Annotated in this window: 17 protein-coding genes; 8 read left to right on the plus strand and 9 right to left on the minus strand. The window is 71.5% G+C overall.

What is annotated here, in order from left to right:
• Positions 1-8 precede the first annotated feature (8 nt).
• The 5 genes from ybaK (at position 9) to KUA19_RS06270 (ending at position 5291) form a co-directional block, all read left to right on the plus strand.
• The gene (ybaK, locus tag KUA19_RS06250) at positions 9-488 is read left to right on the plus strand and encodes a Cys-tRNA(Pro) deacylase (protein ID WP_217395126.1); all 480 of its coding nucleotides are present in this window, start codon (positions 9-11) and stop codon (positions 486-488) included.
• Between the two features lie 355 nt (positions 489-843).
• Positions 844-1935 carry a sugar ABC transporter substrate-binding protein gene (locus KUA19_RS06255; protein WP_217395127.1) on the plus strand — a complete coding sequence of 364 codons (1092 nt, stop codon included), beginning with the start codon at positions 844-846 and terminating at the stop codon, positions 1933-1935.
• A 116-nt stretch (positions 1936-2051) separates the two neighbouring features.
• Positions 2052-2822, plus strand: coding sequence for an ATP-binding cassette domain-containing protein (locus tag KUA19_RS06260; RefSeq protein ID WP_217395128.1), 771 nt, complete (start codon positions 2052-2054; stop codon positions 2820-2822).
• Positions 2819-4078, plus strand: coding sequence for a sugar ABC transporter permease (locus KUA19_RS06265; RefSeq protein WP_217395129.1), 1260 nt, complete (start codon positions 2819-2821; stop codon positions 4076-4078). Before KUA19_RS06260 ends, KUA19_RS06265 begins: the two co-directional genes overlap by 4 nt.
• Before the next feature lie 28 nt (positions 4079-4106).
• Complete coding sequence (locus KUA19_RS06270) at positions 4107-5291, plus strand: ROK family protein (protein WP_217395130.1); 1185 nt, start codon at positions 4107-4109, stop codon at positions 5289-5291.
• Positions 5292-5449: 158 nt separating this feature from the next.
• Here the strand turns inward: KUA19_RS06270 and KUA19_RS06275 are convergent, their stop codons facing one another.
• From KUA19_RS06275 to tsaB, 8 genes are all read right to left on the minus strand, one after another.
• Positions 5450-7189 (minus strand): ABC transporter ATP-binding protein, encoded by a 1740-nt coding sequence (locus KUA19_RS06275; protein WP_217395131.1) that lies wholly within the window; start codon positions 7187-7189, stop codon positions 5450-5452.
• Positions 7189-8979 (minus strand): ABC transporter ATP-binding protein, encoded by a 1791-nt coding sequence (locus KUA19_RS06280; protein ID WP_217395132.1) that lies wholly within the window; start codon positions 8977-8979, stop codon positions 7189-7191. Before KUA19_RS06280 ends, KUA19_RS06275 begins: the two co-directional genes overlap by 1 nt.
• A gap of 96 nt (positions 8980-9075) precedes the next feature.
• Positions 9076-9762 carry an HAD family hydrolase gene (locus tag KUA19_RS06285; protein WP_308167354.1) on the minus strand — a complete coding sequence of 229 codons (687 nt, stop codon included), beginning with the start codon at positions 9760-9762 and terminating at the stop codon, positions 9076-9078.
• Positions 9763-9866: 104 nt separating this feature from the next.
• Positions 9867-11489, minus strand: a complete 1623-nt coding sequence (locus KUA19_RS06290; RefSeq protein ID WP_217395134.1) for an alkaline phosphatase D family protein — start codon at positions 11487-11489, stop codon at positions 9867-9869.
• Positions 11490-11547: 58 nt separating this feature from the next.
• On the minus strand, positions 11548-11802 hold the full coding sequence (locus KUA19_RS06295; protein ID WP_217395373.1) for a hypothetical protein: 255 nt from the start codon (positions 11800-11802) through the stop codon (positions 11548-11550).
• 26 nt (positions 11803-11828) lie between these two features.
• Positions 11829-12872, minus strand: a complete 1044-nt coding sequence (tsaD, locus tag KUA19_RS06300) for a tRNA (adenosine(37)-N6)-threonylcarbamoyltransferase complex transferase subunit TsaD (RefSeq protein ID WP_217395374.1) — start codon at positions 12870-12872, stop codon at positions 11829-11831.
• A gap of 2 nt (positions 12873-12874) precedes the next feature.
• Positions 12875-13315 carry a ribosomal protein S18-alanine N-acetyltransferase gene (gene rimI, locus KUA19_RS06305; RefSeq protein WP_217395135.1) on the minus strand — a complete coding sequence of 147 codons (441 nt, stop codon included), beginning with the start codon at positions 13313-13315 and terminating at the stop codon, positions 12875-12877.
• Complete coding sequence (tsaB, locus tag KUA19_RS06310) at positions 13312-14025, minus strand: tRNA (adenosine(37)-N6)-threonylcarbamoyltransferase complex dimerization subunit type 1 TsaB (RefSeq protein WP_217395136.1); 714 nt, start codon at positions 14023-14025, stop codon at positions 13312-13314. The genes rimI and tsaB overlap by 4 nt, the downstream gene beginning before the upstream one ends.
• Before the next feature lie 96 nt (positions 14026-14121).
• Here tsaB and alr point away from each other — a divergent pair, with 96 nt between their 5' ends.
• From alr to tsaE, 3 genes are read left to right on the plus strand one after another with little or no spacing between them, the layout of a single operon-like run.
• The gene (alr, locus tag KUA19_RS06315; protein WP_217395137.1) at positions 14122-15261 is read left to right on the plus strand and encodes an alanine racemase; all 1140 of its coding nucleotides are present in this window, start codon (positions 14122-14124) and stop codon (positions 15259-15261) included.
• A complete protein-coding gene (locus KUA19_RS06320; protein ID WP_217395138.1) occupies positions 15258-16412 on the plus strand; it encodes an alpha/beta fold hydrolase in 1155 nt (384 codons plus the stop codon). Before alr ends, KUA19_RS06320 begins: the two co-directional genes overlap by 4 nt.
• Entirely contained in the window at positions 16409-16882 is a 474-nt protein-coding gene (tsaE, locus tag KUA19_RS06325; protein ID WP_217395139.1) for a tRNA (adenosine(37)-N6)-threonylcarbamoyltransferase complex ATPase subunit type 1 TsaE, read from the plus strand. Before KUA19_RS06320 ends, tsaE begins: the two co-directional genes overlap by 4 nt.
• Positions 16883-17163: 281 nt before the next feature.
• Here the strand turns inward: tsaE and KUA19_RS06330 are convergent, their stop codons facing one another.
• Complete coding sequence (locus KUA19_RS06330; protein WP_217395140.1) at positions 17164-18063, minus strand: endonuclease domain-containing protein; 900 nt, start codon at positions 18061-18063, stop codon at positions 17164-17166.
• Positions 18064-18127: the final 64 nt, after the last annotated feature.

Here is an 18127-nt window from a genome sequence, read left to right on the forward strand (position 1 = left end):
CGGCGATCGTGGGAAGTCAGGGGACTCCGGCGACGGCGCTGCTCGCCAAGCAGAAGGTGGCACACACACTGCACACGTACGACGTGTCGGCCGATTCCCCCAACTACGGCGCCCTGGTCGCCGACGCGCTCGGCGCCGACCCGGCCCGCGTGTTCAAGACGCTGGTCACCGAAGTCGACGGAGCCCTGACCGTGGCCGTGGTGCCGGTCACAGGTGAGATCGACCTCAAGGCGCTCGCCGCGGCGGCGGGCGGCAAGCGGGCCGCGATGGCCGACCGCGATCTGGCCGAGAAGACCACCGGCTACGTGCGTGGCGGCATCAGTCCGCTGGGGCAGCGCAAGCGCCTGCCGACGGTGATCGACGAGTCGGCACTGGACGGCGAGGCGATGTATGTTTCCGCAGGTAAGAGGGGTCTCCAGCTCCGTCTGGCCCCCGCCGACCTGATCCGGCTGACCGCCGCGGTCCTCGCCCCCATCGCCCGTTCCTGACCCAAACCACCCCCGTTCTCCCCGTCGTCCCGACATCCGGACGCTCCCGTCCTGACGCTGGGTGATTTGTCCTGCCCGGACGCTTTTCACAACCTCCGGCGGCGCAGTGGTTACGAGCACGTTGCTGAATTGTTATTGCCAACAACAAACCCGAGGCTTGCGCGAACGCATTTGTTCGCCATACGTTGTCGCACACAACAAAAACCGTGTGACCGGCCTCACGCACTGTAGATACGGGCGAACCGCACCCCGGATTCGCCGCCGCGGCTCCCCCCCGGACCCCGGATCCGGAGAGTCGCACGCTCCGCCACCACCCCGAGTAACAACCCCTGAATCCGAGAGGATTTGAGCAACGATGCGCAAAGGGTTCCTGGCTCTGGCCACGTCCGGCCTGCTGGCTGTGACCGGCCTCGCCGCCTGTGCCGAGGACAAGGGCGCCGACACCGGCGCCCCCAAGACGCCGAAGATCGGCGTGATCCTGCCGGACAGCAAGTCCTCGGCCCGCTGGGAGACCGCGGACCGCAAGTACCTCCAGGCCGCGTTCGATGCCGCCGGTATCAAGGCCGACATCCAGAACGCGCAGGGTGACAAGACCCAGTTCCAGACGATCGCCGACCAGATGATCACCAACGGCGCGACCGTGCTGCTGATCGTCAACCTGGACTCCGGCACCGGCAAGGCCGTGCTGGACAAGGCCAAGGCGCAGAACATCCCGACCATCGACTACGACCGCCTGACCCTGGGTGGCTCCGCGTCGTACTACGTCAGCTTCGACAACAAGGCTGTCGGCAAGCTGCAGGGTGACGGCCTGGTCAAGTGCCTGACCGACAAGAACGTCGCGAACCCGGCGATCGCGCAGCTGAACGGCTCGCCGACCGACAACAACGCGACCCTGTTCAAGGCCGGCGCGGTCGGTGTGCTCCAGCCGAAGTACGACGCCAAGGAGTACAGCCTCGTCGCCGACCAGCCCGTGCCGGACTGGGACAACGCGCAGGCTGGCGTGATCTTCGAGCAGATGTTCACGCAGGCCAGTGGCAAGATCAACGGCGTGCTCGCCGCGAACGACGGCCTCGGCAACGCGGCCATCACCGTGCTGAAGAAGAACAAGGTCAACGGCAAGGTCCCGGTCACCGGCCAGGACGCCACCGTGCAGGGTCTGCAGAACATCCTCGCGGGCGACCAGTGCATGACCGTGTACAAGGCCGTCAAGCAGGAGGCCGACGCGGCCGCCGCGCTGGCGATCTCGCTGGCCAAGGGCGAGCAGAAGACCACCGACCAGACCACCAAGGACACCGAGTCCGGCCGTGACGTCCCCTCGGTGCTGCTGGTTCCGCAGGCGATCTTCTTCAACAACGTCAAGGACGTCGTCACCGACGGCTACGTGACCAAGGACGAGCTGTGCACCGCCGACTTCGCGGCCAAGTGCACCGAGGCCGGCATCAGCTGACCTCCCGGCTGCCGACGTGGTCCCCGGACGCCACCTCCACGGTGTCCGGGGACCACGTCCCTGTAGTGGCGCAGCCTGTAAGCAATCGCAGTGACCCCCTCGAACGGAGCGCCCGCATGGGAACCCCTCTACTCGAACTGCGTGGAATCAACAAGAGCTTCGGCCCGGTGCAGGTGCTCCGGAACGTCGACTTCTCGGTCCACCCAGGCGAGGTAACCGCACTCGTCGGCGACAACGGCGCCGGCAAGTCGACGCTGGTGAAGTGCATCGGCGGCATCTACTCGACCGACTCCGGCGAGTACCTGATGGACGGCAAGCCGGTCCATGTGCACAGCCCCCGCGACGCCGCCCACCTGGGCGTCGAGATCGTCTATCAGGACCTGGCGCTCTGCGACAACCTCGACATCGTGCAGAACATGTTCCTGGGGCGCGAGCGCCGCAGCGGCATCATCCTGGACGAGCCCAGCATGGAGCAGCTGGCCGCACAGACGCTGGCCGGACTGTCGGTGCGGACCGTCAAGTCGGTGCGGCAGCTGGTGTCGAGCCTGTCCGGTGGCCAGCGGCAGACCGTCGCCATCGCCAAGGCCGTGCTGTGGAACAGCAAGCTGGTGATCCTCGACGAGCCCACCGCCGCGCTCGGCGTCGCACAGACCGCCCAGGTGCTGGAGCTGGTCCGGCGGCTGGCCGACAACGGCCTGGCCGTCGTCCTGATCTCGCACAACATGAACGACGTCTTCGCCGTCTCCGACCGCATCGCCGCGCTCTACCTGGGGCAGATGGCGGCGCAGGTCAAGACGACCGACGTCACCCACGCGCAGGTGGTCGAGCTGATCACCTCCGGCCGCAGCGGCTCGCTCGGCCTCGTCGAGGAAGGGGCGGTGGCATGAGCGCCGTAACTGCCACCAGCAACGCCCCAGCCGAGCAGGCGCCGGTGGTCGAGGAGAAGGCCGGCGTGTGGTCGTACGCCAAGGACTACGGCCGTCGCCTGCGCGGCGGTGAGCTGGGCTCCCTGCCCGCCGTCGCCGGGCTGGTGGTCCTGTGCCTGGTCTTCTCGATCGCCCGGCCCCGCTTCTTCACCCCGCTCAACTTCGCCAACCTGCTGACCCAGGCCGCGCCGCTCATGATGATCGCGATGGGCCTGGTCTTCGTGCTGCTGCTGGGCGAGATCGACCTGAGCGCCGGGTTCGCCTCCGGCGTCTGCGCCGCGGTGCTGGCCAAGTCGCTGGCCGAGTGGGGCATGCCCTGGTACGTCGCGTCCCTGATGGCGATCGCCACCGGCATCGTGATCGGCGCGATCATCGGCTTCCTGGTCGCCAAGATCGGCATTCCGTCGTTCGTGGTGACCCTGGCGGGCTTCCTGGTGTTCCAGGGTGTGGTGCTGACCCTGCTCAAGGAGGGCACCAACATCTCGATCCGGGACACGGTGATCCTGGGCATCCAGAAGGCGAACATGAGCGAGGCCATGGGTTGGGCCTTCGCCGCGATCGTCATCCTCGGCTACGCCGCGGTGCAGCTGTACTCGCTGGTCAACCGGCGCAAGCGCGGGCTGGTCACGGTGCCGTGGCCGATCGTGGCGCTGCGCGTCGGCGGCCTGGCCGCACTGACCATCTACGCGGTCGACACCCTGAACGTCAACCGCGCGGTGGCGCTCGGCGACCTGCGCGGCGTGCCCAACGTGGTGCCCGTGATCGCCTCGCTGCTGGTGATCTGGACGTTCGTGCTGCGTCGTACCAAGTTCGGCCGCCACATCTACGCCGTCGGCGGCAACCGTGAGGCGGCCCGGCGCGCCGGTATCAACGTGGACCTGATCCGCATCTCCGCGTTCGTCATCTGCTCGGCGATGGCGGCCGTCGGCGGCATCGTCGCGGCGAGCGAGGCGGCCTCGGTCGACCCGAACACCGGTGGCTCCACCGTGCTGCTGTACGCGGTCGGCGCGGCCGTCATCGGCGGCACCAGCCTCTTCGGTGGCAAGGGCCGCGTCATCGACGCCGTGCTCGGCGCCCTCGTGATCGCGGTGATCATCAATGGCATGGGTCTGGTCGACTGGAAGGCCGGCGTGAAGTTCATAATCACCGGCGGGGTGCTGCTGCTCGCCGCGAGCGTGGACGCCCTCACCCGCCGCCGCGCGGCGGCCAGCCGCTGACCTGAACTGCATGGCCAACGGGAGAAACATGCGAGCGGGACCGAGCCAGGAGGAGATCCGGCGGCAGAACCTGGGCGCGTTGCTCCGTTTCGTGCACGTACGTGGGCAGATCTCCCGAGCCGAGCTCACCTCCGAACTCGGTCTCAACCGCTCCACCATCGGCGCCCTCACCGCTGACCTGGCCGGCGTCGGCCTGGTCAGCGAGGAGGCGCCGCGGGAGACGGGGCGCGCCGGCCGGCCGTCGCTGGTGGTGCGCCCCTCCTCGGAGCTGGTCTACGTCTACGCCGCGAGCGTGGAGGTGGACCGGATCCGGGTCGCCCGGGTGGGGCTGGGCGGCGTCATCCTCGACCAGCGGGAGGCGGCGCGTCCGCGCGGCGAGGCGATCGAGGCGGTGCGTCCCATCGCGGACTTCATCGCCGCGATGGCCGCGACGGTCGACCCCGAAGCCCGGTGCATCGGCGCGGGCATCGCCGTCTGCGGGCTGGTCCGCCGCGACGACGGCCTGGTCCGGCTCGGCCCGCACCTGGGCTGGCTCGACGAGCCGCTCGGGCACGCCCTGCAGGACCGGGTGCCCGAACTACTGCCGCAGGTCACCGTCGGCAACGTGGCGGACCTGTGCGCCCTGGCCGAACACACCCGCGGCGTCGCCGTGGGCTGCGACAACATCATCTACGTGTACGGCGACGTCGGCGTGGGCGCGGGCATCATCGCCGGCGGCCGCCGGGTCACCGGCCACGGCGGCTACGGCGGCGAGGTCGGCCACATGGTCGTCAACCCGCACGGCCGCTCCTGCGGCTGCGGCTCACGCGGCTGCTGGGAGACCGAGATCGGCGAGTACGCCCTGCTGCGTGCCGCCGGACGGGACGGCGAAGGCCGGATCCAGGGTGCCGAGGCGATCCTGGCGGTGGTCGACGCGGCCGCCCGTGGCGACGCGACCGCGCAGGCGGCGGTACGGCAGGTCGGCGACTGGCTGGGCTTCGGCGTGGCCAACCTGGTCAACATCTTCAACCCGGAGCTGGTGATCTTCGGCGGCACGCTGCGGGACGTGTACCTGGCCGCCGCGGCGCAGGTCCGCAGCCGCCTGAACAGCATCAGCCTGCCCGCCACCCGCGAGCACGTCCGGCTGCGTACCCCCAAGCTGGGTCGCGACGCGGCCCTGATCGGCGCGGCGGAACTCGCTTTCGAGAACCTCCTCGCCGACCCTCTGGGGTGACTCGCCCGCGACCGGACGGACCGCCCCGCCCCGCCCCGCTTTTAATCGACGCTGGCCTATCTAGAAGACGATTTCATGAGAATCGTCCTCTAGATAGGCCAGCGTCAATGCTAGGCGGGGCAGGACTGGCTCAGCGGGGCGAGAGCGGCTGAGCGGGGTCAGGATTGCCAGGAGCGCCAAAGCGCCGCGTACGAGCCGCCCGCCGCGACCAGCTCGTCGTGCGAACCCAGCTCGGCGATGCGGCCGTCCTCCACCACCGCGACGCGGTCGGCGTCGTGGGCCGAGAACAGCCGGTGCGCGATCGCGACGACCGTCCGCCCGTCCAGCACCGCCGCGAGCGAGCGCTCCAGGTGCCGGGCGGCGCGTGGGTCGATCAGCGAGGTGGCCTCGTCGAGCACCAGCGTGTGCGGGTCGGCCAGCACCAGTCGGGCCAGCGCGAGCTGCTGCGCCTGCGCCGGGGACACCTCGTGCCGACCGCTGCCGACCTCGGTGTCCAGGCCCCGGGGCAGCTCGTCCACCCAGCCCAGCGCGTCGACGGCGGCCAGCGCGGCGCGGATGTCGTCGTCGGACGCCTGCGGCCGGGCCAGGGCGAGGTTGTCGCGCAGCGTACCGGTGAAGACGTGGTGTTCCTGGGTGACCAGGGCGACGTGGCCGCGCAGCTGCTCCAGCGGCAGTTCGACCAGCGGCGCCCCGCCGACCGCGACGGTGCCGGTGCGCGGCGCGTCGATGCCCGCGAGCAGCCGTCCCAGCGTCGACTTGCCCGCCCCGGACGGCCCCACCACGGCCAGCCGCTCCCCCGGCGCGAGGGTCAGGTCGACCCCGTGCAGCACGTCGCGGCCCTCGGTGTACGCGTACCGCACGTCGACCGCGGTGAGCCGCTCGGAGTCGGGCCGCACCTGCGTGACGGTGCGGTCGTCGCCGATCTCGGCCACGCCCAGCAGCCGGGCCAGCGAGGCGGCGCCGACCTGGAGCTCGTCGGCCCAGCCGAGCAGCCGGTCGATCGGCTCGATGAGCTGCTGCACCAGGAACACCGCGGTGACGACCTGGCCCAGCTCGACCCAGCCCTGCGCGTACGCCCAGCCGCCGAAGAACAGCGTGGACACCACGGGCATGTTGAAGCCCAGATCGACGATGGGCCAGAACACGGTGCGCAGGTTGAGCGTGGCGGTCTCGGCCTGGAACTGCTCGTGCAGGTCGCGATCGGTGCGGCGACGGCGGCGCGCGACCGTGCCCAGCGCCTCGGTGGTGCGGGCCCCGTCCAGCGTCTCGGTCAGCCCGTCGATCACCTCGGCCGAGGCGGCGTTCTCGCGCAGGTACGCCTTGGTGGCGCGGCGGAAGTACCAGCGGGAGGCGCCCACGAGGAAGGGCACGCCGACCAGGCACGGCAGCGCCAGCACCGGGGACAGCCAGATCAGCGCGCCCGCGGTCAGCACCAGGGTGACCAGCGCGATCAGGGTCTCCGGCACGCCCCGGCGCACGCTGTGCGACAGCTGTGCCACGTCCCGGCTGGTCCGGGTGACCAGGTCACCGGTGCCCGCCCGCTCCACGGTGGACAGCGGGATCGCCAGCACCCGGTCGACGAACTCCTCGCGCAGCTCGGCGAGCACCCGCTCGCCCAGGTTGGCCGAGGAGAACGCGGCGAAGCGCACCAGCACCGCCTGCACGATCACGAAGGTGACCAGGCCGAGCGCGATCCGGTCGACGGCGCCGACGCCGGTGCCCTGCTGGATCCCGTCCACCAACCGGCCCAGCAGGTACGGCGTGCCCAGGCCGGCCAGGGCGGCCAGGCCGTGCAGGCCGATGACGGCGGACAGCTGCCCGGGGTGGCGCGACATCAGCCTGCGGGCGTACCGGCGGACCGAGGCGGTGTCCGCCACGGGCAGCACGACGCGTGCCATCAGTCCACACTCCTCGTCACGACGGCCCGGTAGCGGGGCTCGTTGGCCAGCAGTTCACGGTGGGTGCCCTCGGCGGTGACCTTGCCATCCTCGACGAAGACGACGTGGTCGGCGCGATCCAGCAGCAGCGGGCTGGTGCTGGCGAGCAGGGTGGTACGCCCGGCCCGGTGGGCGCCGAGGCGCTGGGCGATCCGGGCCTCGGTGTGCGCGTCGACGGCGCTGGTCGGCTCCACCATGATCAGGATCGGCGGGTCGGACAGCAGCGCACGGGCCAGCCGCAGCCGCTGCTGCTGGCCGCCGGAGAACTCGCGGCCCCGCTCGGCGACGAACGAGTCCAGGCCGTCGGGCAGCGCCTCGATGATGTCCTCGGCGCTGGCCGTGTGCAGCGCGGCGATGATCCGGCCGTCGTCAGCCGCTGCGCCGGTGGCTCGTCTCGACCGTTCGCCGTTCGGGCGAGCTGCCGTCGGCTCCCCACCGGCGCCGGACTCGGCGCTGTGGTCGAGTTCGGCGCTGTGGTCGAGTTCGTCGCGCAGCGGGCCGCTGAACAGGCGCGCGTTGTTGTCGGCGACCATGATGCGGGCGCGCACGTCGGCGCGGGTCGCCGCGGCCAGCGGCACGCCGCCCAGCGTCACCTCGCCCTCGGCGTACCGGCCGAGGCGGTCGGCGATGTCGATGGCGTCCTCGGGGCGGTCGGCGGCGAGCACGGTCAGCGCGCCGGGACGCAGCGACAGTCCGGAGCGGACGTCGGTGAGCACCCCGGCCTCGGGCAGCGCCACCGGCTGGACGGGGTCGGCGATCTCCGGTTCCAGGCGCAGCACCTTGAGCACCCGACCGGCCGAGACGTGACCTCGGGTCATCTTGTCCAGCACTTCGGCCAGGGTGCGCATCGGCACGACCAGGAACGCGGCGTACCCGTAGAAACCGGCCAGCTGACCGGGGGTGATCTCCCCGGCGACGGCGTAGCGGGCACCGAGCCAGGTGACCAGGGCCAGGAACAGTCCCGGCATCAGCACCTGGATCGCCTCCAGCAGCGAGTCGACCCGTCCGGCGCGTACGCCCGCGGCCCGCAGTTGCTGCGACTGCTCCCGGTAGCGGGCCGAGAAGACCTGCTCGCCGCCGATGCCGCGCAGCACCCGCAGCCCGGCCACGATGTCGGTGGCCCGCCCGGTCAGTGCGCCCTGCTGGTCGCGGTAGGCCTGCTGGCGCCGGTGCAGCGGCTTGATGAGCAGGCTGACCACGGCCATCTGCACCGGCACGCCGATCAGCACCACCAGACCGAGCTTGACCGAGGAGGTCAGCAGGATGGTGGTGACCACGACGAGCGTGACCACCGCCGCCGAGCCGCGCGCGGTGATGTCCAGCGCGTGGCCGATGTGGCTGGTGTCGGCGGCGCCGATGGCGACGACCTCGCCGGTGGCCAGCCGCTTGGGCAGCGTGGCCCCCAGCTTGTTGGCGTGCGCGATCGTGACCTGCACGGTGCGGAAGCTCGACGCCATCCAGTTGTAGACAGCGTTGCGGTGGCGCATGATGCCCGCCGCCACCTGCACCAGCGCCAGCAGCACGAAAGCCCCGGCCCAACGGGCCAGGGCCGAGGTGTCGCGGCTGGTGATGCCGGCGTCGATGGCTTTGCCGATGACCATCGGGATCAGCGCCCCGGTAACCATCCAGACGATGCCGAACATCATGCCGAAGACGACGGTGCGCCATTGCTGCTTGGCCAGCCACCACAGATAGTGGGCGGCTGACCTGCTGTCGGGTGTGCCGGGATCACCGACTGGTAAGGAACGCATAGCGGCGATGAACTTACTCGACCGGCCCTCTTCGCGCTACCGATTTTTTACCGCCTTTTATGGACAAGCAAGGCGATTAACGCCGGCGGTGACGTGTCACTCGAAGCGCCAGCCGAGCAGCTCGGCGAGGTCGCCGATGGTCGGCCCGGCCCAGGCCGGATCGGTGTCGGCGAACCGGGTCGTCCGCACCACGCGCATGCCCAGCGCCGCCGCGGCGGCCAGCTCACCGCTGTCGCCGTCGCCGACGTACAGGCAGTCCTGCGGGGCGACGCCCAGATCACCGCAGACCTTGAGGAAGATGGTCGGGTCGGGCTTGACCACGCCCAGCTCGCACGAGAACCCGGTCACCGCGAAGCGCGGCGCCAGCGGCTGGCTCGGCCACAGCGTCACCGTCTCCGCCGAGCAGTTGCTGACCAGGCCCAGACGGTGCCCGCGCTCCCGGAGCGCATCCAACACCGACAGGGTCGCGGCCGACGGCCACAGCAGCTCGCGCTGGAACCGCATCCGGGTCACCTCCGCGAAGCGCACCTGCGCCGAGGTCGGCACGCCGCCCAGCCGGTGCGCCAGCGTACGCAGGGTCTCCCCGAGATCGCCCAGGTCACCGCGCATTCGCTCGCGGGTGGTGCCGCGAAACAGCACCGCGAACGCTTCGGCGTCCACACCCAGCGCCCGGCCCATCTGGCGGCTCACCTCGTCGCGCGAGTCCTGCCCCCGGTCGGGAATCAGCGTCTGGAAGAGATCGAACAGCACCGCGCCGCGCCGCGCGTTCCGGTAGTCCAGCACGGCGCGAGGGTACCCTTTCCGCCGCCCTGGCGGACTCCCCCGCATCGGCACAACCAGCGCCGACCACCTCGCCCCGCCGCCACGGCGATCGCGACGGCCGAAGGTCAGGCCAGCGGCGAGGTCGGCTCGGTGGGCAGCGGACGCAGGTAGCCCAGCCGGGGGCCGGGCACCCGGTCGGCGATGGTGAACCTGGCCTTGAGCAGGGCTTCGGCATCGGGCTGGGAAACCCGGTTCAGGGTGAGGAAGTCGGCGGTCAGCTCGGCGGAGGTCAGCCTGGCGCGGACGAAGCCACGCTGGTTGTTGTGGAAGCGCAGGTGCGGGTTGTTCGCGAAGAACGGATGCGCGTCCGGCTCGGAGTCGACTCCGTCCCCGCTGGTGGTCAGCGACGTGGTCACCAACTCCGAGCCGACCACGGGGGCGTGCGGGTCGTCGAAGTCCCGTTTGACGTCGGCCACCCAGTGCGAGTGCACGTCGCCGGTGAGCACGACGGCGTTGCGCACCCGGGCCCAGCCGTCGACGATCCGGTTGCGGCAGGCGACGTACCCGTCCCAGGCGTCCATGCTGGTGCTCTTGCTCGGGCCCGGGTTCTTGTCCCGCTGTGAGAAGAACACCTGCTGGCCGAGGAGGTCCCAGCCCGCGGAGCTCGCGGCCAGGCCGTCGAGCAGCCAGCGTTCCTGGTCGGCGCCGAGGATGGTGCGCGCCGGGTCCGACGCCTGCGGGCAGATCCGGTAGCTGTCGTCGCAGGCCTGGTCGTCGCGGAACTGCCGGGTGTCGAGCAGGTGGAAGGTCGCCAGCCTGCCCCAGCCGATCCGGCGGTACAGCCGCAGCGTGCTCGCCGGAACCCCGGCCACGGGTGCGGCCGCCGCCCGCAGCGGCATGTTCTCCCAGTACGCCCGCAGCGCCGCGTCCCGCCTGGTCGGGAAGGCCGGATCGGGCCTCATCGGCACCAGCCCGGCCCAGTTGTTGGCCACGTCGTGATCGTCGGGGACTGCCAGCCACGGTGCGATCGCGTGCGCCGCCTGCAGATCCGGGTCCAGCTTGTACTGCGCGTGACGGCGCCGGTAGTCGGCCAGCGTCCGGGTCTCGGGCGAGGTGTGGTCGCGGACGTTGCCGCTGGTCGCGTTGTAGTAGTGCGGGGCGTACTCGTAGATGTAGTCGCCCAGGTGCAGGACCAGCTCCGGTTCGGACTCGGCGACGCGGCGGTAGCCGGTGAACCAGCCATGCTCGTACTCCGCGCAGGACATGAAGGCGAAGGCGAGCGCGGCGGGCAGCTCGGTGGCGCGCGGCGCGGTGCGGGTGCGCCCCATCGGCGAATACCACCCGCCGATGCGGAACCGGTAGAAGTACTCCCGGCCCGGCTCCAGGCCCATCAGCTCGACGTGCACGCTGTGCGCCCAGGCCGGATCGGCCCAGGCGGTGCCGGTCGCGGCGACGTCAGCGAAGCGGTCGTCCTTGGCGACCTGCCACTCCACCTCGTACGGCACGCCCGCCATGCCGCCCCGGCCGTCCTCATCCAGCGGCGAGCAGGCCAGCCGGGTCCAGATGACGAACCCGTCCGGGGCCGGATCACCCGAGGCCACGCCCAGGGTGAACGGGTCGGTGCGCGGCGCCAGCGTGCTGCCGCTCGGGCCGCGTGCGAACGCGCGCGAGCCCAGCACGCCCAGTGCCGCGGTGGAGCCCAGCAGCAGAACGGTGCGGCGGGAGGTTCGGCCCGATCGTGTCGACACGAGCACAGGATGGCCGGAGCATGGCCCATATCCCAAACAACACGCCGGTGAGCTGCGGCTACCGGTCGACCGGGGAGAAGTCCCACACGTGCGCCGAGCGGGCGGCCAGACCCTCCGGCGGGGCGGGCAGCTCCATCGGCTCGCCGCGCCAGCGGGAGATCACCACCACCCGCAGGTCGGTGGAGGAGAAGACCTCGCTGGCGACGTGCCGGGGCTCCACCTCCAGCCGTGGCACGGCCACGTCGCATACCCAGTTCAGCAGGTCGGTGAAGGTGCGCGGGTAGGCGCGCACCTCCCACATCCGCACGATCACTTCGTCGTCCCCGGCATCGGGCAAAGCTACACTCCTACCACCGTCAGGGGCATCGCGGAGTCGGCCGGGAAGTCCAGCTTGGACGGAACAGCTCCGGCAGCGACCAGATGTGAGCCCAGCGCGGCCACCATGGCGCCGTTGTCGGTGCACAGCTTCGGGCGCGGCACCCGCACGGTGATGCCGTACTTCGCGGCGCGCTCGGCCGCCATCACCTTCAGCCGCGAGTTGGCCGCCACACCACCGCCCAGCACCAGGGTGTCGATGCCCTCGGCCCGGCAGGCGTCGATCGCCTTCATCGTGAGCACGTCGCAGACCGCGTCCTGGAAGGCGGCGGCCACGTCGTTGACCGGCACCGGCTCGCCCGCGCGCTCGCGCGCCTCGACCCAGCGCGCCACCGCGGTCTTCAGCCCGGAGAACGAGAAGTCGAACCGGTGCTCGACCAGGTCGCGCGGCCCGGTCAGGCCGCGCGGGAAGCTGATCGACAGCGGATCGCCGTCACGCGCGGCCCGGTCGATCGGCGGGCCACCCGGGAACGGCATGCCCAGCAGCCGGGCCACCTTGTCGAACGCCTCCCCGGCCGCGTCGTCGATGGTCGCGCCCAGCGGGGTCACGCCCTTGGCCAGGTCGTCGACGCGCAGCAGCGAGGAGTGGCCGCCGGAGACCAGCAGCGCGATCGCGGGCTCGGGCAGCGGCCCGTGCTCCAGCGTGTCCACCGCGACGTGCGCGGCCAGATGGTTGACCCCGTAGATCGGCTTGTCCGCGGCCAGTGCCAGGCCCTTGGCCCCGGCCACCCCGACCAGCAGCGCTCCGGCCAGACCCGGACCGGCGGTCACCGCGATGGCGTCGATGTCGGCCAGGGTCACCCCGGCCTCGTCCAGGGCCCGGTGCAGCGTCGGCACCAGCGCCTCCAGGTGCGCCCGGCTGGCCACCTCGGGCACCACACCGCCGAAGCGGGCGTGCTCGTCCACGCTGGAGGCGAGCGCGTCGGCGAGCAGGGTGTGCCCGCGCACGATGCCCACGCCGGTCTCGTCGCAGCTGCTCTCAATCCCGAGCACCAGCGGTTCGTCAATGCTCACTCTTCGTCCCGTCTCATCACCAGGGCGTCGGTGTTGCTGGGCTGGTAGTAGCCGCGGCGCACCCCGATCACCTCGAAGCCGTGTCCGGCGTAGAGCCGCTGTGCAGCCGCGTTGTCGGCGGCGACCTCCAGCAGCACCTGCTTGACGTGGTGGCGGCGGCCCTCGGCCAGCAGCGCCTCCAGCAGGGCCCGGCCGATGCCGCGCCGCTGCGCGTCGCGGCGCACCGCGATGTTGTTGATCCAGCCCTCACCCTGCCCGACCGCGAGCCCGCCGTAGCCGAGCACGCTGCCGTCGTCGTCGACGGCGATCAGGTAGTGGTGGCCGTTGGCCAGCTCGTTCCAGAACATCGGCGCGGTCCACTGCTCGGCGCCGAACAGGTCGCTCTCGATCGGCAGCAGCTCTTGAATCTGCCACCAGCGCAGCCGGTCGATCTTCATCGGTGACCCGCGGACAGCTTGGCACCGGCCTCCGACTGTTCGGCGGGCGACAGCGCGGCCTTGCGGGCGGCCGGCTCGACCGCGTCGGGTCGGCGCAGGTAGAGCGGGGTGAGCGGCTCGGTCGGCGCCTTGACGCGGATACGCTGCGCGGCCAGCTCGGCCAGGGCCAGCGGGTCCGGGTAGAGAGCGTCGCCAGGTGTGATCCCGAGCACGTCGGCGTAGCGCTGGGCGCCCTCGCCGACGGCAGCGGTCACGCCGTAGGTCGTCAGTCGGTTGGCGATGTCGGCGGGCTTGTCCACCGCCGGACCGGTCAGCGGGCTGCCGTCGGCATAGACGGCCCAGTAGACCTCGCGGCGCCGGGCGTCCGTGGCAACCAGAGCCTTCCCGGTAGTCCGGGCGCCGAGCGCGTCCAGCGTGCACACGCCGTACGCCGGAATCCCGAGCCCGGCCTGAAACACCGCCGCCGTCATCAGCCCCACCCGCAGCCCGGTGAACGGCCCGGGGCCGACCCCGGCCACCACCGCGCCGAGGTCACGAGGCTTGGCGCCGGCCTCCGCGAGCACCGCGTCGAGCTGCGGCGCGAGCAGTTCCCCGTGGGCCCGCCCGTCCACCGTGGCCCGCGCGCTCACCTGACGGACCGTGTCCGCACCGACCTCCACCAGCGCGGCCGTCACCGCGGGCGTCGCCGTATCCATCACCAGCACCAACACCCCTCCACCCTACTGTCCCCGCCTTCTCGTCCCATTGAGCGCGGGGGTCGCTGTGCCGCCGGGGCGGGCGGGGTACTGCTGGGTAGGCTGGTACGCATGTGGCAGGCCGACGCTCAGTCCCAGGTCCTGGTGGACCTCGACGCGATCAGCGCGAATGTGCGCACGCTCCGGTCGCGTACGACGGCCCAGGTCATGGCGGTGGTCAAGGGCGACGGGTACGGCCACGGAATGGTCGCCTCCGCCCGCGCGGCGCTGGCGGGGGGCGCTACCTGGCTCGGCGTGTGCACCCTCGAAGAGGCGTTCAACCTGCGCGACTCGATGATCACCGCGCCGGTGCTGTCCTGGCTGTGGCTGCCCGGTCAGCCGCTGGCCCGCGCGATCGAGCGCGACGTCGACCTCAGTGTCGCCGGGCAGACCCACCTCGCCGCGGTGCTCGGCGCCGCCCGGGAGTCCGGCCGCACCGCCCGGATTCACCTCAAGATCGATACCGGGCTGTCCCGGGGCGGGGCCACCGCGCCGGAGTGGCCGCAGCTGGTCGAGTCCGCCGCCAAGGCGCAGGCCGACGGCCTGGTCGAGATCGTCGGGATCTGGAGCCACTTCGTCTACGCCGACGCGCCGGGCCACGCCACCACCGACGCGCAGCTCGCCGCGTTCACCGAGGCGCTCGACACGGCCCAGCGGCTCGGCGTCACCCCGCAACTGCGCCACATCGCCAACTCGGCGGCGGTGCTGACCCGCCCCGACACCCACTTCGACCTGGTCCGGCCCGGCATCGCCGTGTACGGCCTGTCCCCCGTCGACGACCCCGCCATCCGCGCCGCGCTACGCCCGGCGATGACCGCCCACGCCCGGGTGCTGCTGGCCAAGCGCCTTTCCGCCGGGCAGGGCATCTCGTACGGCCACACCTACACCACCAGTCGCGACACCAACGTGGCGCTGGTGCCGCTCGGCTACGCCGACGGAGTGCCCCGGCACGCCTCCAACAGCGGCCCGGTGCTGATCAACGGGCGCCGGTTCACCGTCTCCGGCCGGGTCTGCATGGACCAGTTCGTGGTCGACGTCGGCGACACCGAGGTGGCCATCGGCGACGAGGTGCTGCTGTTCGGGTCGGGTGACCGGGGCGAACCGACCGCCGACGACTGGGCCGACGCCGTGGGCACCATCAACTACGAGATCGTCACCCGGTTCGGCAGCGTCCGGGTGCCCCGGGTCTACCGAGGTGGTTCCTCGTCATGACCACGTCTACCCCCTCGGACGTCAAGCCCGCCGCCAAGACCGACAAGGCCCCGGCCTCCGGGCGCCGCCGCGCCGGAGTGATCGGCGCGGTCATCGGTGTCGCCGCCGCCGGAGTCGCCGCCGGTATCGCCGTCGAGCGGCTGGTGGTGCGGCGCACCAAGCGCAGCGACGTCGACCCGTACGCCGACGAGCCCTTCGGGCGGCTGCCGTACGACGAGTTCACGACCGTCACCACCGACGACGGCATCGAACTGCACGTCGAGATCGTCGAACCGGTCGACGGCGTCGCCGTCGAACTCGGACCGACCGAACCGACCACGCCGACCCTCGTCTTCGTGCACGGCTTCTGCCTCGACCAGGGCACCTTCCACTTCCAGCGGCAGGCCCTGGACCGGCTCGGCGAACACCGGATGGTCTTCTACGACCAGCCCGGCCACGGCCTGTCCGGCACCCTGCCCGACGGCGAGTACGAGCTGCCCGCCCTCGGCGAGGCGCTCTACGACGTGATCAAGTCGACCGTGCCCACCGGCCCCGTCGTCCTCGTCGGCCACTCCATGGGCGGCATGGCCATCATGGCCTTCGCCGAGCAGCACCCCGAGATGTTCGTCGACCGCGTCGTCGGCACGGTGCTCATCGCCACCTCCGGCGGCCAGATCGACGGCCAGGGCGGCTTCTACGGCCTGCCCGCGATCATCAACCGGACCAGCGGGCCACTGCTCGGGCTGCTCACCGGGGCCGCCCGGATCACCGGTCCGATGATCGACAAGGCACGGCAGGCCAGCACCGACCTCGCCTGGCTGCTCACCCGCCGGTACGGCTTCGGCGGCGACAAACCCAGCGCGGCCCTGGTCTCGTACGTGGAGCAGATGAACTCGCGCACCACCACCGAGACCGTCGCCCGCTACCTGCGCACCATCAACAGCCACGCCCGCTACCCGGCACTGCGGGCCCTCAACCGGGTGCCGGTGCTGGTCATCTGCGGCGACTGCGACATGATCACCCCGCAGGCGCACTCGGAGGAGATCTGCCGCCTGCTGCCGCACGCCAAGCTCGTGATCATCCCCGACAGCGGGCACGTGACCATGCTGGAGCACGCGCCCGAGGTCAACGCCGCGCTCATCGACTTCCTGGACGCGCTGGAGCAGAAATGATCCTTCCCACCGCCGATGACACCCGCGCCTTCGGCGCGCGCCTGGCCGAAGTGCTGCGGCCCGGCGACCTGGTCGTGCTCAGCGGACCGCTCGGCGCGGGCAAGACCGCACTCGCCCAGGGCGTCGGCCAGGGCTTACGCGTACAGGGCACGGTCACCTCGCCGACCTTCGTCATCGCCCGGGTGCACCGGCCGGACCGGGCCGCGGGCGGCAGCCTGCCGATGGTGCACGTCGACGCGTACCGGCTCGGCACGATGACCGACCCCCGCGCCCAGGTCGACGACCTCGACCTCGACGCGTCGATCGACGACTCGGTCACGCTGGTGGAATGGGGTGAGGGCATGGTCGAGCAGCTCGCCGACTCCCACCTCGAGGTACGCATCACCCGCCACCCCGACGACACCCGCGAGGTCGCCCTCATCCCCCACGGCGGCACCTGGCCCACCCGCCTGTCCACCCTCCCCGCCTGACCCGTCCGGGCACCGCCGTGCCCCGCACTGGCGCGCCACGTCGGACTCGCGCGGGCTGCCCGCCCAAAATCCATGCACTTTCAGGGAAAGTGCAGGAATCTTGGGCCGCATTCGTGCACTTTCCCGGAAACTGCAGCCGCCTCGGACGCGATCCGCCGCGCTGCAACGTGGAGTGGCGTGACCGTTATTGAGCCCGCCCGGCCCTCTCGACCCAGGGTGCCTCGGATCGGCGTAGCGACGCTTGAGACGGCCCGGTCCCACCCATCTCTCGCCGCCGGGAGTCATCGGTGCCAGCCGCGGGTGGTGAGGGCGTGGGTGACCTCGGCGACGAAGCCGGCGAAGTCGGTGTGCAGGCGTCGGGCGGTGAGGTGCAGGACGATCCAGTCCTGGCCCACGAGTTCGTTGAGGCGCCTACGGTCGCGATGGAACTGATCGGACTGCGCGTGCCAGACGCCGTCGTACTCGACCGCGACCCGGTACCTCGGCCAGGCGAGATCCACCCGGGCCACGAAGCGGCCCGCCGCGTCGATGATGTGCTGCGTGACTGGCCGGGGTAGGCCTGCCAGCACCAGGCCGACGCGGGTGCGTGACTCCGGCGGGGAGGCCGCCCCGCCGTCGGCGAGCCCGGCCACCGCCGCGAAACGGCGGCCGCCCCGTGCCTCGACGCGAAGATCCGCCTGTTCGGACAACGCGTCGGCTTTGACCGCGCCCAGGCCGAGCAGCGCGTCGACCTGGACCACGGCCTCGACCAAGTCGTACCACTGGGCCAGATCCCAGCAGCTGCGCAATGGGGAGGTGACGGTGAGCCGCGGGAGCTCGATCACCTCGCCGCCGGCGATCTCCGAGGCGTGTACGCGGATGCCGTGCACCGGGCCGAAGCGGTGGCCGGGCGGGATGAGCACGTCGATCGGGTCACCGTCGCCGGGTGCCGGTCCGCCGTGGATCGCGACGGCGGAGCGTCCCGCGATCACCGCCTGTGGCGGGAGCAGCCATTTCGCCGCCGCTTCGCAGCGGGCCTCATGCGAGAGGGTGGCTCGGGCGTCGGCGTAGACCCCCCGGAACAGGGGGCGCCACGCCTTGCTGCGCAGTTCGCCCTTGGTGAGGATGCCGGAGGAGATCACTTCGGCGGCGGAGAAGATGTGCCCGACCAGTTCCTGCGGGCGCCTCGGAGTACGCGACACACCCCGTACCCTCCCGCCTCCACCGTCCCGCCATCCACCCCTGTGGATAACTCCGCTGCAGTTT

The sequence above is a fragment of the Catellatospora tritici genome, assembly GCF_019083965.1.
In the GTDB taxonomy this organism is placed as follows: Bacteria; Actinomycetota; Actinomycetes; order Mycobacteriales; family Micromonosporaceae; genus Catellatospora; species Catellatospora tritici.